Raw genomic sequence first — 18,235 nt, 5'->3', positions numbered from 1 at the left:
CCCTGTTGCGCATTCGCGTGGCAGGGGTCAATGCGTTTTATGGAACATTTGCCGTGTTTTTCTCCGGCGTTTGTTGTCGTTTTGGTTGGTTTTGGAAACATTTGCCGGAAATATGCACGGCGTTTGTTGTCGTTTTGGCATTGGCTGACCACATTTGCCGTGTTTTTTCTCCGGCTTTTGTTGTCGTTTTGGCTGGTTTTGGAAACATTTGCCGGGAATATACACGGCATTTGTTGTCGCGCAACTTTTGACGCTTATGTACCGCGTAGTGCAATAATGGAGCTATGTTGCTGCATCTTTATTTAGTGCGTCACGGTCAGACGCTATTTAATCGTTACAATCGTCTGCAAGGTTGGTCTAATTCTCCGCTTACCGAAAAAGGTTTGAAGGATGCGGACAAGTCTGCAAAAAAGCTGCAAAATATTACTTTTGCTGCAGCCTACTGCTCGGATACTACGCGTGCGCAAATCACGGCTCAGCGTATTCTCGACGCAAACGAGGCTGCCGGTAACGCGCGTCCAAAGCTTGTAAGCGATATGCATTTTCGCGAGCAATGCTACGGCTATTTTGAAGGCCAAGATATGCAAATGGCTTGGTGGGCTGCAGGAGCGCCTAATGGAGCGCACACCTACAACGAAATCGTTGAAAAGTTTGGGCTTGCGGCCACTCGTGACATGCTTAAAGAGGCTGATCCTTTCCACGATGCCGAGTCAGATATTGAGTATTGGACTCGCGTAGAAGACGGTTTTAAGCTTATCTCCTCAAATTCTTCGCTTAAAGATGGCGATAACGTGTTGCAGATTTCGCACGGAAATACGCTTTTAAGTCTTATGTACCGTTTTGCGCCTGCAGGTTACGATTTAAGCGAGCGCCCGGCAAACGGAAGCGTAACTAGGCTCGATTTTGACACTACCAAACCTATTGATAACGCTATTACTATTCAAGGATACAACGAGTAGCTTTTTGCTACAGCTTTCTTAACGTATGCGTCGTTACCGTTCGTTAGTCTTAAGTCATTGCGAATGGTTTTAACTGTAGTCTGATTTGCTGTTGTATTAGCTTTCAGCGCGGTGAAGTCTTAAGCAAAAATGGTACAGAAAGAGGTTACGATGAGCGTTGGAGACATAGCTGCTCTTATTGCCGCGATTGCGTTTACTGTGCTTTCGGGTTTTTTGATTTATCCGCTAATTAGATTGGGCAAGTTGTTCGATCAGATTGCGAAAACTGTCAAAGAGTCGGGTGAGCATGCGATGCCTGCAATTGACGAGTCTGTGACGACGATTAAGCAAGTTAATAAGACTCTTGACGATGTAAACGCTGTTTCAGGAGCTACGCGCACAACTGTTACGAATATTGGTGCTCTTACTGATTTGTATGGTGCTTTCCTTGGAAAGCCTATTGTTAAGGTTGCGGCTGCCGGCTACGCGCTAAAAGATACGGTTGCTTCTTTCTTTAATAAGCCTACTGTTCCAACCGACTCGCATTCTACTGGCCGTCACGCTGCAAAAGAATCTTCCGATATTGCAAGCAAGGGGGAGTAATGTTCAAGCGCTTATTTTGGATGTGTGTTGGCATTGTAATTGGTGTGCTTGCTGTAACAAAAGCTCGTGCCTACGTAAAAGCCAAAATGCCGGATGCTGCTCGCAAATTTGTGTTTAGTAAAGAGCCGGAAAATATTACTTTAAGCACAATATTGGGATTGTTTAAAGATTTTAATGAAAGTCGTAAAAAGCATGAGGACGAGCTTAATTCTCGTTATGCTCACAGTCGTCATGAGGATTTTTAACTAATCTTTTGCTAGTTAGACTTGCGTTTTTACTAAAATGCTAGTCGAAAAAGTTTGTTTAAGTTAAGTGTTGAAGTACTATATTGAATGTTTGCATGACAAGATCTTGCTAAAAATTACACAAGGAGTTCGTACGTATGCGCACAGCAGAAATTGCAAAGCGTTATCTTGACTATTTTGCTAAAAATGGTCATATGGTCGTTCCTTCGGCATCCCTAATTTCGCCGAACCCAACGACGCTTTTTACTATTGCCGGCATGGTGCCGTTTATTCCTTATTTGCTTGGTGAGCAGACGCCTCCTTCTCGACGTATGGCTTCGAACCAAAAGTGTGTGCGCACTCTTGATATTGACGAAGTTGGTAAAACCACTCGTCACGGAACCTTCTTCCAAATGGTTGGTAACTTCTCCTTCGGTGATTATTTTAAGGAAGAAGCAATTCACTACGCTTGGGAGCTTTTAACTACTCCGCAAGACAAGGGCGGCTACGGTTTTGACCCAGAAAAGCTTTGGGTAACCACTTACACGGACGATGACGAGGCTCGCGCAATTTGGAAGAACGAGGGCTTTGATCCAGAACACATGCAAGTTTTCGGCATGGAAGATAACTTCTGGACTACCGGTGGCCCTGGTCCTGGCGGCCCATGCTCCGAAATTTACGTTGATCGCGGTCCTAAGTATGGTCGTGACGGCGGTCCTGCTGCCGACGAATCTCGTTTTATTGAGATTTGGGATTTGGTTTTTGAAAATTACCAGGTAGATAACGTCAAGTCTAAGACTGATTTGCATATTGCTGGCGAGCTTGATCAGAAGAATATTGATACCGGCGCTGGTTTGGAGCGTTTGGCTTATCTTATGCAAGGTAAGGAAAATATTTACGAAACTGACGAAGTTTACCCAGTTATTGAAGCTGCAGAAAAGCTTAGTGGCGTAAAGTACGGCGATAATAACGATGCTGACGTGCGTTTCCGCGTTGTGGCAGATCACGTGCGTTCCGCTTTGATGATTATGAGCGATGGCGTGCGCCCAAGTAATGTTGGCCGCGGTTACGTGCTTCGTCGTCTTCTTCGTAGAACTGTTCGCGCAATGCGTATGCTTGGCGTTCAAGACCCAGTTCTTCCAACCTTGTTCCCAGTATCTAAGTCTGCAATGGAGCCAAGCTATCCAGAGCTTAACGATACTTTCCACGAGGTTAGTGAAGCCGCCTACGGTGAGGAAGATGCTTTCCGTAGGACTCTTGAAAAGGGCACAACTATTCTCGACTTGGCTGTTGAAAAAGCTAAGAAAGAGCACAAAGACGACCCTATGGTTGGCGGCTCAGACGCGTTTACTTTGCACGATACTTACGGCTTCCCAATTGAGCTTACTCTTGAGATGGCAGCCGAGCAGGGTGTTAAGGTTGACGAGGCTAAGTTCCGCGAGCTTATGAGCGAGCAGAAAGGTCGCGCTCGCGCTGACGCTTTGAAGAAGCGTCACAACGTGGACGTTAGCGTTTACGACGATATTAAGAAGGCGCTTGAAAAGCCAATCGACTTCCTCGGTTACACAGACTTCTCAAGCCGTTCTAACGTTTTGGCAATTGTTGAAGCAGGTAAAGGCTCTGTTAAAAGCGTTACTGCTCCTGCAAACGTTGAGATTATTCTCGACCGCACGCCATTCTATGCTGAGCGCGGCGGCCAGATTGCAGATCAAGGCGAGATTATTTCCGACGACGGCGCAATTTTGGAAGTTGACGACGTTCAGCGTCCAATCAAGGATTTGATTGTGCACAGCTGCCGTTTGACTGAAGGAACGCTTAGCGTTGGCGCTCCTGTAAACACGAATATTGACCAGGTTCGCAGGGCTGCTTTGGCACGTTCTCACACTGCTACCCACACTCTTCACAAGGCTTTGCGTGAAGAGCTTGGTCCGCAGGCAACTCAGCGCGGTTCTGTGGTTGATCCAGATCGTTTGCGCTTCGACTTCCAGTGGCCAAAGGCTGTTGAAAAGGATGCGCTTTCCCGCGTGGAAGCTCGCGTAAACGAGCGTATTCGCGACGATTTGCAGGTTGTTCCTAAGGAAATGCCAATCGACGACGCTTTTAAGCTTGGAGCAATGCACTTGTTCGGCGAAAAGTACGGTGACGTTGTGCGCGTGGTTGAAATCGGCGACGGTTGGAGCCGCGAGCTTTGCGGCGGTACTCACGCTAAGAGCACCGGAAAGATTGGTATGGTAACTATTCTTTCCGAGTCTTCTATTGGCTCTGGCGTTCGCCGTATTGACGCTCTTTGCGGCGAGGCAGCATACGAGTATGGCGCTCGCGAGCACACTTTGGTGGCTCAACTTGCAGACATGGTTAATGCTCGCCCAGATGAGTTGGCTGAACGTTTGGAATCTTTGCTTAGCAAGATGAAGGATTCTGATCGTAAGCTTGCAGCCGTTTACGAGTCTCAGCTTGCAGATTCTGTTCCAGCTTTGATTGAGTCCGCTAAAGCTAGTGCCGGAAGCGTTAAGTTGGCTGTTAAGAACGTTGGAAACTTCGGATCGTTTGAAACTCTTCGTAAGACTGTTCTTGACGTTCGCTCTCGCCTAGGTGAGGACCTTCCTGCAGTAGTAGTTTTGAGCGGCGTAAACGAGGACGATAAGCCAATGGTTGCAGTTGCAACTAACGAGGCTGCTCGTGGCCTTGGTGCTAAGGCTGGTGACTTGGTTCGCACTGCTTCCAAGGTTCTTGGCGGCGGTGGCGGCGGCAAGCCAGACTTCGCTCAGGGCGGCGGCACAGACGCTTCTAAGATCGACGAAGCGTTGGAAGCTGTAAAAGCGCAAGTGGCTGAGCTCGCCTGAGTCTCGTAGCCTCCTGCTTAAAATTTAAAATCTTTACCGAAAGCAACACGAATCATGGTGTGGTTAGGTATTGATTTAGGTGATGCCAGGGTCGGGCTTGCACTTTCCGACCCTGAGCTTACTTTTGCGCATCCAATCGGAAACGTGCAAGTTTTTGGAGATTCTTTTAGAGCTATTGACGAAGTCATGAATCTAATAGAAGAAAATCAAGTTAAACGTGTTGTAATTGGCTTGCCTCTTCAATTAGACGGTTCTGAAGGAAAATCTGCGAAAAAAGCGCGTCGGTGGGGTAAAAATTTAGCTAAACGCATTGAATTAGCGAAAAATGTTGGAGATTGGACGCTTTCTTACATACCTGATATTGTTTGGAAGGATGAGCGTTTAACAACAGTTAGTGCTCACCGGCAGTTGCTACAAGCTGATTTTTCTACTCGCAAGCATCGTCCTATGGTAGATCAGCAGTCGGCAGTATTAATTTTGCAGTCTGCGCTTGACGCAAATAATGCAGAGTAGTTTTGAAAATCGTGTAAAAGTAGAAATAGCGAAGAGGAGCATAGCGTGTCTGACAATTTTGATGAATTTTTTGACAAACATGCAAAGTGGACTGAGCATGATGGCGAGCCGTCGTCAAAATCATCTAATTCTAAAGACAAATCTTCGACTGTTAGCTCCAGAAAACGTGCTAAAGCTCGTCTTGCGGCAAAAAAACGCAGGCGTAGAGCAAAAGTAGTTTTAGCTATTCTGCTCGTATTCGTATTAGCTGTTGTTGGATATTTTGGATACAGTGCGGTTCGCGCGTGGAAATTATCTCAAAATAGCGAGTCGGTTGCAGACTGGCCAGGCCCAGGCTTTGGAACGGTTGAGTTTACTATTGACACCGGCGAGGGTGCTATTAGTGTTGCCAACAAATTAGTTAAAGCAAATGTTGTTAAATCTCAATCAGCTTTTACTTCCGCAGTTGCTGCAAATAATAAAATCTTGTACCCGGGAGTTTACTCGCTTAAAAAGCATATGGCTGCTATTGACGTGGTTAATATTCTTTCCGATCAAACAAAAGCCGGCGGATTCCTTGACGTTCGTGCAGGAGACCACGCTACTGAAGTTTTGCAGCGCGCTTCAAGCTTATCTGGAATAAGCATGGATAAGTTTAAAGCAGCTTTGGCAGATGGGGGAGCTGGAATTTTGCCTCCAGAAGCTAAAGGAAGCATCGAAGGATGGCTAGAGCCTGGAGTTTATAACGTAAAATCTATGAAAAGTGCGGAAGATATTCTTTCCGCAATGGTAAAAAAGCGTATTGCTAAGCTCGACTCTCTTGGTATTCCTAAAGGTGAAGATCGCGAAAAAGCTTTAATTATGGCCTCAATTGCCGAAGCTGAAGTGAATAATCGCGAATATTACGGCAAAGTTGTGCGCGTAATACTAAACCGTTTGGCAAAAGATATGCCTCTTGGAATGGACTCTACAATTGGTTACGGAGCGGGAGTAAAGCCTATAAAGCTTACGCAATCAATGCTAGATAATCCAAATAATCCTTACAATACTCGCATTCACAAGGGTTTGACTCCTACGCCTATTGGTATTGCTGGAGACAACGCTCTTCTTGCAACTATTAAGCCTCAAGATGGTCCGTGGATTTACTTCGTTACCACGAATTTGAAGACTGGTGAGACGAAGTTTGCGGATAACAAAGACGACTTTTTGAAATTCCGCGACGAGTACAAGCGCAACAATCCTGAAGGCAACTAAACTAAGCTTATTTTTGATTGCCGTGGCGCTCCAAACGTGAGAGGAGTTTCCCACGTTTGGAGGGTTATGGAGTGCTATTTGCTCCAAACGCGAGAGGAGTTTCCGGCGTTTGGAGGGTTTTAACCACATGGATGCGTTTAGGTTGCAAAAGTTTTATAAGTTTTCGTAATTTGCTTTAATGAGGCAATTAATTATTACGATAATATCGGCGCTACCAACGCTTGTGTGCTTAATTTCAGTTTGCGTAACGGATATAAGAAGTCGCGTAGTTCCAAGACTTTGGGTTGTTGTTGCGCTAATTTTTCAATCTTTTGCGAATCTTATATATTCGATTATTTTGTTTGGAAATATTAGCGTGCTTATTTTAGGCTGTATTTCTTGCGTATTTGTTTTTGTAATTTATTGGATTATGCGAAAACTCGCTCCAACAAATTCCGTTGGCTTCGGAGATGTTACGAGTGCGTCAATGATCGCACAAGCATTGGTATTATTCGGCTTCGACTCTTTAATTTACTGGTTTGCTTTAGTTGGAGTAGTTGGCCTACTTTGGCTTTTAGCATGGAAAATTTACTGCAAAATCCGCATGCCAGCCAACGCATCAGTACCATTCGTGCCAGTAGAAGCAATATCAGCCATAATCGCAGCATTGCTGTCAATAACAACCCACTCAATACTTGGTGCTTAGTAGAGTAAGTATTTAGACACGTAAATTAGTTGAGAATGGAGAATGGCATGCTTAGATGGCAAACTGCAGGGGAGTCGCATGGTGAAGCATTAGTTGCCATGATTGAAGGTTTGCCTGCTGGCGTGCGCATTACTAGTAGCGATGTTGTTGCGGCTCTTGCGCGCCGTCGTCTTGGATACGGCCGTGGCGCTCGCATGAAGTTCGAGCAAGACAAAGTGCGTCTTTTAACCGGCGTTCGCCACGGAGTAACGCTTGGCTCTCCAATTGCTGTAGAAATCGCGAATACAGAGTGGCCAAAGTGGGCGGAAGTAATGAGCGCAGATCCTTTGGATCATGAGATTGAGAAAGTTGGTCGAAACGCGCCACTTTCTAGGCCGCGCCCTGGGCATGCGGATTTAACTGGCATGCGCAAATACGGTTTTAATGATGCTCGCGAAGTTTTGGAGCGCTCTAGCGCTAGGGAAACAGCTTCGCGCGTTGCTTTGGGTGCTATTGCTGATGCGTTTTTGCAGCAGGCGTTGGGTGTGCGCACTGTTGCGCACGTTGTTGGAATCGGTGGCGTTTACGCTAACAAAAGTTTAGCTTTACCAACACCTGACGATGTTGCGGCTTTGGATGCTTCTCCAGTTCGCACTCTAGATAAAGACGCCGAAGCTAAAATGATGGCTCGCATCGACGAAGCAAAAGCAAATGCAGATACTTTAGGCGGAGTAGTAGAAGTGCTTGCTTACGGCATGCCTGCTGGAGTTGGAACATACGTGGAGTCAGATCGCCGATTGGACGCAGCTTTAGCGGCTGCGCTTATGGGAATCCAGGCTATTAAAGGCGTGGAAATTGGAGACGGTTTTGAAGAAGCAAATCGTCCAGGCTCGGCCGCGCATGACGAAATCGTAGCAGACGAAAATGGCAAAATCACCCGACTAACTAATCGCGCTGGCGGCATTGAAGGTGGTATGTCAAACGGCGAAATTATCCGCGTGCGTGCCGCAATGAAGCCGATTCCTTCTATTCCGCGCGCTTTGCGCACAGTAGATGTGCTTACTGGCGAAGCTGCTCAAGCTATTAATCAGCGCTCCGATTTTACTGCTGTTCCAGCGGCTTCCGTAGTTGCAGAAGCAATGGTAAGACTTACTTTGGCAAAGTATGCTTTGGAAAAGTTTGGTGGAGATTCTTTGCAAGAAACGCGCCGGAATGTAGAGTCTTACCTAGCTTCTTGGCCGGAGAATATGAAATGAGCAATACTAAAATTCCGCTAGCTGTTATAATCGGCATGCCTGCCGCCGGAAAAACGCGCGTTGGTCGCGAAGTTGCGCATCTTATGAATCTGCCTTTTTGCGATACAGACGACATGATTGAGCGCGAAATTAATATGCCAATTACTCAATATTTTGAGCAGTTTGGTCAGGAATCTTTCCGAGATATAGAAGCCAGAATAGTTAGAAACGTAATTTTAGAAAATCAGGCTGATTCCGGCATTGTTTCTCTTGGTGGCGGCGCTCCTGTTCGCAAAGAAACGCAGGAAGTGCTAAAAGAATACGTGAATCTTGGCGGTCGCGTAGTGTATTTGCAAACCAGCGCAGACGATGCTATTGAGCGCGCAGGTTGGAGCAATAATCGTCCTATGCTAATCGGCCAAGACGCTAAAAAGCGTTGGATGGAATTATTTGAGCAGCGAGACCCAATTTTTAGGGCAGTATCAAATATTCACATGCCAACAAAAGGTTCAAATCCGTATATGGCTGCAGAAAAGTTAAGGAGCATGATTATGCAACGCATAGTGCATGTTACAGGCGAAGCAATTGAGCCGTACGATGTGCGAATTGGCGACGGTGCCATGCAACTTTTGCCGCAAATGCTTGGAACTAAGCCGGTTAAAGTGGCGTTAGTTCACACGCAGCCGGTTCAGCGCCACAGTGACAGAGCTCGCGCAATTTTGCGCCAAGCAGGCTATGAAGTTTTAGACATACTTGTGCCGGATGCTGAAGCTGGAAAAACTATTCAAGTTGCGAGCGGAATTTGGGCTAGATTAGGTGAAGCTGGTTTTACGCGTTCCGACGCGATTGTTGGCTTAGGAGGCGGCGCTGCTACGGATGTTGCCGGCTTTGTTGCTGCAACTTGGATGCGTGGAATTCGTTACGTAAACTGCCCAACTTCGCTTCTTGCAATGGTTGATGCGTCTACGGGCGGAAAAACTGGTATCAATACGGATGCTGGCAAGAATCTGGTTGGAAGTTTTTACACTCCAGCTGGCGTTTTGGCAGATACTTCTACGCTTTCAACTTTGCCAAACGATATTCTTATTGAAGGCCTGGGTGAGGTTGCAAAATCTGGTTTTATTCTAGACGGCGAAATTTTGAAGATTCTTAGCGACTCGAATAATGCTAAGCTTTTGCGCGAATTTAATGGGAATCAAATTGAAAATAATAGCGAACTTCACGAGCTTATTGTGAATCTTATTGAACGCACTGTTAGAGTAAAAGCGTATCACGTTTCGAGTGATTTAAAAGAGCAGGGTTTGCGCGAGTTTTTGAACTACGGGCATACTTTAGGCCATGCGATTGAGCAGATTGAACACTTCCGTTGGCGTCACGGAAACGCTGTTGCTGTTGGCATGGTTTTTGCGGCCGAGCTTGCGCAAATTTTAGGATATTTGGATGCTGAAGATGTTTCCTACCATCGTTCGCTTTTAGATTCGCTTGGATTACCAACTTCGTGGCAGAGTAGAGAAGATTCTGACGCTGCGTTTGAGCGCGTGCTTAATCTTATGCATCGTGACAAAAAAGCGCGCGGCAACATGCTACGTTTCGTAATTTTGGATGGTATTTCGAATCCTATTCATTTAGACAATCCGCCTATTGAAGCAGTTAAAGAAGCTTTTAAGCGCGTGTATAAAAAATAATTAACTTTGCGAGGCAATAATGGAAAATCAGCAACCAAAAAAAGTTCTTGTTGTAAACGGTCCGAACTTAGGCCGTCTCGGCGTTCGTCAGCCAGACGTTTATGGCAGTCAAGATTTTGAAACTCTGTGCGCGCTTTGCGAAAAGTGGGGAGCGGAGCTTGGCTTAAAAGTAGAAGTGTGTCAAAGTGATGATGAAGCGCAAATGGTTCATTGGATGCACGAAGCTGCCGACACGCATACTCCTGTTGTTATGAATCCTGCTGCTTTCACGCACTACAGTTATGCGCTGGCGGATGCGGCTCACATGGTTTTGGACGCTGGAGTGCCGCTAATGGAAGTGCATATTTCTAATCCTTCCGCACGCGATTCTTTCCGCAAAATAAGCGTGATTAGTCCTGTTGCAACCGGCACTATTACTGGCATGGGATTGTACGGTTACAAGCTTGCGCTCGAGGCTGTTGCGCACTTAATATAACTTTTTAAGTCGCTTTTAATACAACACCCGAGTCGAGGCTCGAAGATACTATGGAGTTCCATGGTTAGAAGAAAACATGGTAACTCTCAGGAGCATATTACAAAGCATATTTTTGTCACTGGTGGCGTTGTTTCGTCCCTCGGAAAAGGCCTTACTGCATCGTCTTTAGGACGACTTTTGCGAAGCCGCGGCCTTCACGTTTTGCAACAAAAACTCGATCCTTATATCAATGTTGACCCGGGTACAATGAACCCATTCCAGCATGGTGAAGTCTATGTTACGGAAGATGGCGCAGAAACAGATCTTGATATTGGTCATTACGAGCGATTCCTTGATGTTTTCTTAAGTCAAAAAGCGAATGTAACTACGGGCCAGATTTATCAGTCTGTGCTTCGTAAGGAGCGCGCTGGTGAATATTTGGGTCAGTGCGTGCAGGTTATTCCGCATATTACTGGTGAAATTAAGTCGCGTATGCGCGCGCAGGCTTCCGACGATGTAGACGTTATTATTACGGAAATCGGCGGCACAGTTGGAGATATTGAATCCCAGCCATTCTTGGAAGCCGCTCGCGAAGTTCGCCGCGATTTAGGTCCAGAAAACTGCATGTTTGTGCACGTTTCTTTGGTTCCTTATATTGCAGCCGCGCACGAGTTGAAAACTAAGCCAACTCAGCATTCTGTAATGATGCTTCGCCAGCTTGGTATTTCTCCAGACGCGCTTGTTTTGCGTTCGGATCGTCCACTTAATCAGGCTATTAAAGACAAGATTTCGCTTATGTGCGACGTTGACGCCGAAGGTGTTGTGAACTGCGTTGATGCTCCAAGCATTTACGATGTTCCAAAGATTTTGTTCAACGAAGGCTTGGACGCTTACGTTGTTCGTGAGCTTGAGCTTCCATTCCACGATGTTGATTGGAACGAGTGGGAAGATTTGCTTGAGCGCGTGCATCATCCAAAGCATGAGCTAAACATTGCAATCGTTGGCAAGTACATTGATTTGCCAGATGCGTACCTTTCTGTTACGGAGGCTATTAAGGCTGGCGGTTTTGCAAACTGGGCTAAGGTAAACGTGCGCTGGGTTGCTGCCGACAAGTGCGAAACTCAAGAAGGTGCTGCTGCAGCTCTTGACCAAATGGACGGAATGGTTATTCCAGGCGGTTTCGGCATTCGCGGTATTGAAGGTAAGATTGGCGCGCTCCGTTACGCTCGCGAGCACGGTTTGCCAACGCTTGGCCTTTGCCTTGGCTTGCAATCTGTGGTTATTGAGTACGCTCGTCACGTTCTCGGTCTTGAGGATGCTAATTCCACAGAGTTCGAGAAGGATTGTGGAGATCCAGTAATCGCAACTATGGAAGAGCAGAAAGATATTGTGGATGGTAAGGGAGATATGGGTCACACAATGCGACTCGGCTCTTACCCTGCCACTCTTGAAGAAGGCTCTATTGTTGCCGAGCTTTACGGCTCTACGCATGTTACCGAGCGTCATCGTCACCGTTACGAGGTGAACGTTGCGTATAAGGATCGCCTGCGTGAAGCTGGTTTGCGTATTAGCGGCCAAAGCCCAGACGGTAATTTGACTGAGTTTGTGGAGCTTCCAAAAGATGTTCACCCATTCTACGTAGCAACTCAAGCTCACCCAGAGTTTAAGTCTCGCCCAACTAAGCCTCATCCACTGTTTGCTGGATTAGTTGCGGCTGCTCTTGAGCATCAGTCGTCTGCACAAAATAGCAAGGCAGATAAGTAGTCTTAAGCCAAGTAAAAACAGGCGGTAAAACTTAGGATTCTTAAGTTTTGCCGCTTTTTGTTTTATTAGATTGTGATAAACATTACGTTTTGTTCGTAACACAGCTATACCAAGAAATCGCATTACGCGGTAACCTTGAATAGGTAAGAAATAGACTAGACAGAATGCAAAAGTAACGTTGGGGAATAGCTTTTGCGATTGCGCTCTAAGGTAAGAGCGTAGCAATGCGTTATGCATGGAGGTGCTATAAGCGTATGAGCGATACTAGCAATATTAGTCATACAAGCGTTGCAGCAAATGATGCTAATAATCCAGCAAAAAATAAAGCTGCAGACGTTGAAATGAGCCAGTATGTGGCAGATCGCGCTCGCGTAAACGAAGAGAAAATCCGCCAAGACGAGCAAATTGTTGCTGAATTTGGCGATTACAATTACGGCTGGCACGATTCGGATGCTGCAGGCGAGGCTGCAAAAAAAGGTATTGACGAGTCGGTTGTGCGCGCAATTTCCGCAGACAAACACGAGCCGGAGTGGATGTTAAATCTTCGCTTGCAAGGATACCGCGCGTTTTTGCAAAAGCCTATGCCGGATTGGGGCGTTGATTTAAGCGGCTTTGATGCGGATGATTTCAAGTATTACGTGCGTCCGGTTCACGATCAAGCAAAAACTTGGGATGATTTGCCGGAAGATATTCGCAAAACTTACGATAGACTCGGCATTCCGGAAGCGGAGAAAAAGCGCTTAGTTTCAGGCGTTGCAGCACAGTACGAGTCGGAAGTTATTTACAATTCGATTCGCGAAGACTTGGCTGCTCAAGGCGTGATTTTTGTTGACACGGATACAGCAGTGCAAAAGTATCCGGAGCTTGTAAAAAAGTATTTTGCAACCGTGATTCCGGTTGACGACAATAAATTTGCTGCTCTTAACACCGCTGCTTGGAGTGGCGGCTCGTTCGTTTACGTTCCAAAAGGCGTGCACGTGGATATTCCGCTTCAGGCTTACTTCCGCATTAACACGCCGAATATGGGTCAGTTTGAGCGCACGCTGATTATTGCAGACGAAGGCTCGTACGTGCATTATGTTGAAGGTTGCACAGCTCCAATTTATTCCACGGATTCGCTCCACGCTGCAAATGTTGAAATTGTTGTAGAGAAGCATGCGCGCGTGCGATACACAACCGTGCAAAACTGGTCGAATAACGTGTACAACTTGGTAACTCAGCGAGCTTATGTGCGCGAAGGCGGCACAATGGAGTGGGTTGATGGAAATATTGGCTCCAAGGCAACTATGAAGTATCCTGCTTGCATTCTTGCTGAGCCGTACGCAAAAGCAGAAACCATGTCTTTGAGCTTTGCCGGCCGCGGACAGTACCAGGATACTGGTGCGAAGATGATTCATTTGGCTCCGCACACGAGTTCTACGATTGTTGCTAAGTCTATTTCGCGCGGCGGTGGGCGTTCAGCTTACCGCGGTCTTGTGAAGATTATTAAAGGCGCAAATGGCTCTAGTTCTTCGGTTGTGTGCGATGCTTTGCTTGTTGACGATTTTTCCAGGTCCGACACTTATCCGCATGTTGATGTGCGCGAAGATGACGTTTCGATGGCTCACGAGGCCACTGTTTCCAAGGTTTCCGAAGATCAGCTTTTCTACTTGATGAGCCGCGGACTTGAAGAAAAAGAGGCTATGGGCATGATTGTGCGCGGATTCGTGGAGCCGATTAGCCGTGAGCTTCCAATGGAGTACGCGCTTGAGCTTAACCGCTTAGTTGAGTTGCAAATGGAAGGATCCGTTGGCTGATGAGCGAAGATTTAAATAAGAATTTAGGCAATAAAATGACGGAAAAAGAAATTACTATTCCTGTAGCAGACCCTAATGATCCGTATGCGGTTCCTGCTGCAATGCCTTCTAGCGCCGACAAATCCGTGCGCTCGTTCAATGTGGAAGATTTTGCGATTCCAACGCGCAAGCAGGAAGATTGGCGATACACTCCAGTTGAGCGAATTTCCGAGTTTTTTGAGCGTTTCGAGCCGTCTAATAGTATTCAAGTAACGCTTGAAGGCGTTGGTGGAGCTGCATTAGATGATTCTTACGTTGGCTGCGACGGTTCTGTAAGTTTGCAAGTAAAGCCGCAAAACGAGGCTCCTCATACCGACATAAAGCCGTCTGATCGCGTGGCTGCAGTCGCATGGAATGCAGCGAAACAAGCGCACGTGCTTCACGTATCTGGCGAAATCAAAAAGCCAATCGTGCTTAAAATTCAGGGTAATAATGTTAATATGCTTGACGCATTGCCGCTTGACGCGCTGCACTTAGTAATCGAAGCAGACCCGCGCGTAAACGCTGATATTATTATCGAACATACAGGAATCGCGAAACTTGCAGAAGGCGTGGAAATCATCCTCGGAAAGCACGCGCACGTTTCTACTACGTTCATTCAAGAGTGGGATTCTGGAAGCAAACACGTTGGAAATCAGCGTATTCACGTTGGTGAGGGAGCTTCGCTTCGCCACACGATGGTCACTCTTGGTGGAGATGTTGTGCGAATTCGCATGGATCAGGATTTTGGCGGCGAGCAGGGTGATTTGAACATGCTCGGCATGTATTTTGTGGATCCTGGCGAGCATGTTGAGCACCGCACAATGGTTGTGCATAATTATCCAGAATGCAAGTCCAGAGTAGTGTACAAGGGCGCTTTGGAAGGGAAGGGCGCACATTCAACTTGGGTTGGAAACGCGCTTATTAAGCCGGAAGCTCCTGGCACAGATTCGTACGAGTTGAACCGTAATTTGGTGCTAACTCCTGGCGCAATCGCCGATTCTGAGCCGAATTTGGAAATTGAAAACGGCAATATTATTGGCGCGGGTCATGCAAGTTCGGTTGGTAGATTTGACGACGAAGAGCTTTTCTACCTGCAGTCTCGCGGAATTAGTGAGATTGAGGCTCGAAAGCTTGTTGTGCGCGGATTCTTTAACGAGCTGATTGAAGAAATTGGCGTTCCGGAAATTGTTGATCACTTAATGAAGGCGATTGAGCGCCGTCTTGCAAGAACGGAAGAATAGGAGAAAATTATGTCAACTTTGGAAATTAAGGATTTGTACGCTTCTGTAGAAACAAAAGAAGGTCGAAAGCAAATCTTAAAAGGCGTAAATCTTACAGTTAATTCTGGCGAAACGCACGCAATTATGGGTCCTAACGGATCTGGAAAGTCTACTCTTGCCTACACCTTGGCAGGTCACCCAAAGTATGAGGTTGATTCCGGCCAGGTGCTTTTAGACGGCGAAGATATTTTGAAAATGACTCCTGACGAGCGCGCAAAAGCGGGATTATTCCTAGCAATGCAATACCCAGTAGAAGTACCGGGTGTGTCTATGACGAACTTCCTTCGCACTGCAAAAACAGAAGTCGAAGGAAAAGCTCCATCTTTAAGAAGCTGGGTGAAAGAACTTAGCGAGGCTATGAAAAAGCTTCGAATGGATCCAAAATTTGCGTCGCGCTCAGTAAACGAAGGCTTTTCCGGCGGCGAAAAGAAGCGTGCGGAAGTTTTGCAACTAGAGCTTTTGAAGCCAAAGTTTGCAATTTTGGACGAAACTGATTCCGGACTAGACGTGGACGCACTTCGAATCGTGTCGGAAGGCGTGAATCGTGCTAAAGAGAACACCGGTTTGGGCATTATGATGGTTACGCATTACACGCGAATCCTCAAGTATATTAAGCCGGATATTGTGCACGTTTTTGCGCAAGGTCACTTTGTGAAGACTGCAGGGCCGGAGCTTGCAGATGAGCTGGAAGAAGAAGGCTACGACAAGTACTTGCCGGAAGGTGCAACCGAGTCGGCGCTGGCTTAAGCGCGGTTTATAAAATAAAAGTTTTAAATAACGGCTTAGAATATGACTACAGTGACTGAAGAAAATATTATGCGAGAATTTAGCGATTTGCGCTCGCAGTTTCCGATTTTGCGTCGCACAGTTCACGGCACTTCACTTTACGACACTGTGCACGGAAAACACTTGATTTACTTGGATTCTGCAGCAACTTCGCAAAAGCCGCAAGTTGTAATCGACGCCGAAAAAGAGTTTTACGAAACAATTAACGCAGGAGTTCACAGGGGAGCGCACGAGTTGGCGGCCCTTTCCACGGTTGCATTCGAAGAAGCGCGTGCGAAAGTTGCGCGGCTTGTTGGAGCGTGCGCAGATGCTGGGCGCGAAGAAATTGTTGTTACTCCGGGCGCGACCGGTGCGCTTAATCTTCTCGCAACTGCTATTGGTAACGCTAGTGCGAAGGCAAGAATCTGCAAAAAAGATAGTAGTGATTCTGTTGATTCTGCCGATTCTGTTAGTTCTAAGCGTGATTTCCGCCAAAATTTTGCTCTTCGAGAAGGCGATGTAATAGTCGTATCTCGCGCAGATCATCACTCTGTTTTGCTGCCATTCCAAGAGCTGGCTCTTCGCACGGGAGCGGAGCTTCGTTGGATTGACGTAACAGAAGACGGCCGCGTGCGCACGGACGCGGATTATTTGCGAACAATTATTGACGAGCGCACGAAAATCGTTGCAGTTACGCATATTAGCAACGTTACTGGCGCTATTACGGATGTTTCGCCGATTTGCAAGCGCGCTCACGAAGTCGGTGCAATTTTTGTGCTCGACGCATGCCAGTCAGTGCCGCATATTCCAGTTGATCTTCACGCTTTAAACGTTGATTTTGCAGCCTTTAGTGCGCATAAAATGTATGGACCTACGGGAGTTGGATTCTTATATGGTCGCCGCGAGCTTTTGAATGCGCTTCCTCCTGCAAATTTTGGCGGTTCAATGGTGGAGCTTGCGTGGCTTAACAAGCCTGCGCAATACATGGATGCGCCTTACCGTTTTGAGGCTGGAACTCAGCCGGTTGCGCAAATGGTTGCGGCCGGAGTTGCAGCGGATTGGCTGCGCGCGGTGGGCATGAATAAAGTTGCAGAGCATGAGCAGGAAATTGCTGCAGAATTGCTAAAATTGCAAGACGTTCCGGGCGTTCGCATTTTGGGGCCGACTGATTTAGAGAATCGAATTGGCACGGTTGCTTTTGAAGTTGAAGGCGTGCATCCGCATGACGTTGGCCAGTTTTTGGACGCTCAGGGCATTGCGATTCGCGTTGGGCATCATTGCGCTCAGCCGATTCACCGTCATTTTGGCGTGTACGCTTCAAACCGCGCTTCCGTTGGCGTTTACAACACAATTGACGAAGCTCGAGCGCTTGTTGAAGCCGTTTCCCGCGTTCGCGCCTACTTTGGCGCATAATGTTATTAGTGAGCGAGTTGGATAGTTAGCGAGTTAGGAAGTAGGTAAGGAGTGCGTATGTTTGATATGGGTTTTGGTGCGGGCGCTGGTTTTTCAGATGCGGCTGGTGACGGCTTGGAAAGCATGTATCAAGAAGTGATTTTGGATGCTGCGCGAAATCCGCATGGCAAAACTCATTTTGAAAGCACGGATGCGCTCGCAAAAGCGGAACTGCAGGAAGAATCTCAAGAATCTACTGAATCTGCTGAAAATACAGAAAATACAGAATCTCAAGAATCTGCCGAAAATACAGAATCTGCCGAAATCACCCTAAATAATACTCACGAAAGTTGCGCTGTTGCGTCTAGCGAAAACTCTGCTTTGGGTCAATCGCACCAATTCAACCCAACTTGCGGCGACGAAGTAACAATGCGCGTGGAGCTTTCAAATATCGCAAATAATAACGAAATCCCAGTAATTTCAAGCGTTAAGTGGGATGGTCACGGCTGCTCAATTTCGCAAGCAAGCCTTTCGATGATGGTTGATTTGGTCGAAGGAAAGTCGGTTGACGAAGCCTTGCGATTAGACGCGCTTTTCCACAAACTTATGGAATCTCGCGGCGAAGGTCTTAAAAACGAAGATGAGGAAGATGCGCTGGAAGACGCAATGGTTTTGCAAGGCGTATCGCGATACCCAATGCGAATTAAGTGCGCGCTTTTGGCGTGGGAAGGCCTAAAAGACAGCATTGCAAAAGCTTCACAAAACTTGAATTCGCAAATTCTTGGCAGCTTGTAAAATCGAAATTTGGTACAAGCAAAGCAAGGA

General features: G+C 46.8%; 17 protein-coding genes. All 17 read left to right on the top strand.

What is annotated here, in order from left to right; translation table 11 throughout:
* Positions 1-17: 17 nt before the first annotated feature.
* Positions 18-251, top strand: a complete 234-nt coding sequence (locus HXT52_RS04480) for a hypothetical protein (RefSeq protein ID WP_155114702.1) — start codon at positions 18-20, stop codon at positions 249-251.
* Positions 252-284: 33 nt separating this feature from the next.
* On the top strand, positions 285-959 hold the full coding sequence (locus HXT52_RS04475; protein ID WP_421775813.1) for a histidine phosphatase family protein: 675 nt from the start codon (positions 285-287) through the stop codon (positions 957-959).
* 150 nt (positions 960-1,109) lie between these two features.
* On the top strand, positions 1,110-1,541 hold the full coding sequence (locus HXT52_RS04470; protein ID WP_421776186.1) for a DUF948 domain-containing protein: 432 nt from the start codon (positions 1,110-1,112) through the stop codon (positions 1,539-1,541).
* Positions 1,541-1,786 carry a hypothetical protein gene (locus tag HXT52_RS04465; protein ID WP_410296457.1) on the top strand — a complete coding sequence of 82 codons (246 nt, stop codon included), beginning with the start codon at positions 1,541-1,543 and terminating at the stop codon, positions 1,784-1,786. Before HXT52_RS04470 ends, HXT52_RS04465 begins: the two co-directional genes overlap by 1 nt.
* A gap of 137 nt (positions 1,787-1,923) precedes the next feature.
* The gene (alaS, locus tag HXT52_RS04460; RefSeq protein WP_421775812.1) at positions 1,924-4,608 is read left to right on the top strand and encodes an alanine--tRNA ligase; all 2,685 of its coding nucleotides are present in this window, start codon (positions 1,924-1,926) and stop codon (positions 4,606-4,608) included.
* Between the two features lie 54 nt (positions 4,609-4,662).
* A complete protein-coding gene (ruvX, locus tag HXT52_RS04455) occupies positions 4,663-5,121 on the top strand; it encodes a Holliday junction resolvase RuvX (RefSeq protein WP_004128848.1) in 459 nt (152 codons plus the stop codon).
* A 45-nt stretch (positions 5,122-5,166) separates the two neighbouring features.
* Positions 5,167-6,354, top strand: a complete 1,188-nt coding sequence (gene mltG / locus HXT52_RS04450) for an endolytic transglycosylase MltG (protein ID WP_410314600.1) — start codon at positions 5,167-5,169, stop codon at positions 6,352-6,354.
* Between the two features lie 178 nt (positions 6,355-6,532).
* Positions 6,533-7,039, top strand: a complete 507-nt coding sequence (locus HXT52_RS04445; protein ID WP_032837764.1) for a prepilin peptidase — start codon at positions 6,533-6,535, stop codon at positions 7,037-7,039.
* A 47-nt stretch (positions 7,040-7,086) separates the two neighbouring features.
* Entirely contained in the window at positions 7,087-8,274 is a 1,188-nt protein-coding gene (gene aroC, locus HXT52_RS04440) for a chorismate synthase (protein WP_410314602.1), read from the top strand.
* Positions 8,271-9,938, top strand: a complete 1,668-nt coding sequence (locus HXT52_RS04435; RefSeq protein WP_421775811.1) for a bifunctional shikimate kinase/3-dehydroquinate synthase — start codon at positions 8,271-8,273, stop codon at positions 9,936-9,938. Before aroC ends, HXT52_RS04435 begins: the two co-directional genes overlap by 4 nt.
* A gap of 19 nt (positions 9,939-9,957) precedes the next feature.
* A complete protein-coding gene (gene aroQ, locus HXT52_RS04430; protein WP_004136988.1) occupies positions 9,958-10,413 on the top strand; it encodes a type II 3-dehydroquinate dehydratase in 456 nt (151 codons plus the stop codon).
* Between the two features lie 60 nt (positions 10,414-10,473).
* Positions 10,474-12,156: a CTP synthase gene (locus HXT52_RS04425; RefSeq protein WP_119520588.1), complete on the top strand. Its 1,683-nt coding sequence runs from the start codon at positions 10,474-10,476 to the stop codon at positions 12,154-12,156.
* Between the two features lie 254 nt (positions 12,157-12,410).
* Complete coding sequence (gene sufB, locus HXT52_RS04420; protein WP_421775810.1) at positions 12,411-13,952, top strand: Fe-S cluster assembly protein SufB; 1,542 nt, start codon at positions 12,411-12,413, stop codon at positions 13,950-13,952.
* Positions 13,952-15,214: a Fe-S cluster assembly protein SufD gene (gene sufD / locus HXT52_RS04415; RefSeq protein ID WP_421775809.1), complete on the top strand. Its 1,263-nt coding sequence runs from the start codon at positions 13,952-13,954 to the stop codon at positions 15,212-15,214. Before sufB ends, sufD begins: the two co-directional genes overlap by 1 nt.
* A gap of 9 nt (positions 15,215-15,223) precedes the next feature.
* Positions 15,224-16,000: a Fe-S cluster assembly ATPase SufC gene (sufC, locus tag HXT52_RS04410; RefSeq protein ID WP_004110671.1), complete on the top strand. Its 777-nt coding sequence runs from the start codon at positions 15,224-15,226 to the stop codon at positions 15,998-16,000.
* Positions 16,001-16,069: 69 nt separating this feature from the next.
* On the top strand, positions 16,070-17,431 hold the full coding sequence (locus tag HXT52_RS04405) for a SufS family cysteine desulfurase (protein WP_421776185.1): 1,362 nt from the start codon (positions 16,070-16,072) through the stop codon (positions 17,429-17,431).
* Positions 17,432-17,488: 57 nt separating this feature from the next.
* Positions 17,489-18,205, top strand: a complete 717-nt coding sequence (sufU, locus tag HXT52_RS04400) for a Fe-S cluster assembly sulfur transfer protein SufU (RefSeq protein WP_421775808.1) — start codon at positions 17,489-17,491, stop codon at positions 18,203-18,205.
* Positions 18,206-18,235 lie beyond the last annotated feature (30 nt).

The sequence above is a fragment of the Gardnerella sp. KA00288 genome, from assembly GCF_049244085.1.
GTDB lineage: Bacteria > Actinomycetota > Actinomycetes > Actinomycetales > Bifidobacteriaceae > Bifidobacterium > Bifidobacterium greenwoodii.
Note: the sequence above shows the minus strand (reverse complement) of the source record. Positions and strands in the feature narration are given on the sequence as shown.

Excerpts from the sequence above, each read along its gene's own strand:
- HXT52_RS04475 (WP_421775813.1), top strand. The coding sequence starts at position 285 with ATGTTGCTGCATCTTTATTTAGTGCGTCACGGTCAGACGCTATTTAAT.
- HXT52_RS04445 (WP_032837764.1), top strand. The coding sequence starts at position 6,533 with ATGAGGCAATTAATTATTACGATAATATCGGCGCTACCAACGCTTGTG.
- alaS (WP_421775812.1), top strand. The coding sequence starts at position 1,924 with ATGCGCACAGCAGAAATTGCAAAGCGTTATCTTGACTATTTTGCTAAA.
- HXT52_RS04470 (WP_421776186.1), top strand. The coding sequence starts at position 1,110 with ATGAGCGTTGGAGACATAGCTGCTCTTATTGCCGCGATTGCGTTTACT.
- aroQ (WP_004136988.1), top strand. The coding sequence starts at position 9,958 with ATGGAAAATCAGCAACCAAAAAAAGTTCTTGTTGTAAACGGTCCGAAC.
- HXT52_RS04435 (WP_421775811.1), top strand. The coding sequence starts at position 8,271 with ATGAGCAATACTAAAATTCCGCTAGCTGTTATAATCGGCATGCCTGCC.
- HXT52_RS04405 (WP_421776185.1), top strand. The coding sequence starts at position 16,070 with ATGCGAGAATTTAGCGATTTGCGCTCGCAGTTTCCGATTTTGCGTCGC.
- ruvX (WP_004128848.1), top strand. The coding sequence starts at position 4,663 with ATGGTGTGGTTAGGTATTGATTTAGGTGATGCCAGGGTCGGGCTTGCA.
- HXT52_RS04425 (WP_119520588.1), top strand. The coding sequence starts at position 10,474 with ATGGTTAGAAGAAAACATGGTAACTCTCAGGAGCATATTACAAAGCAT.
- sufD (WP_421775809.1), top strand. The coding sequence starts at position 13,952 with ATGAGCGAAGATTTAAATAAGAATTTAGGCAATAAAATGACGGAAAAA.
- HXT52_RS04465 (WP_410296457.1), top strand. The coding sequence starts at position 1,541 with ATGTTCAAGCGCTTATTTTGGATGTGTGTTGGCATTGTAATTGGTGTG.
- sufB (WP_421775810.1), top strand. The coding sequence starts at position 12,411 with ATGAGCGATACTAGCAATATTAGTCATACAAGCGTTGCAGCAAATGAT.
- sufC (WP_004110671.1), top strand. The coding sequence starts at position 15,224 with ATGTCAACTTTGGAAATTAAGGATTTGTACGCTTCTGTAGAAACAAAA.
- sufU (WP_421775808.1), top strand. The coding sequence starts at position 17,489 with ATGTTTGATATGGGTTTTGGTGCGGGCGCTGGTTTTTCAGATGCGGCT.
- aroC (WP_410314602.1), top strand. The coding sequence starts at position 7,087 with ATGCTTAGATGGCAAACTGCAGGGGAGTCGCATGGTGAAGCATTAGTT.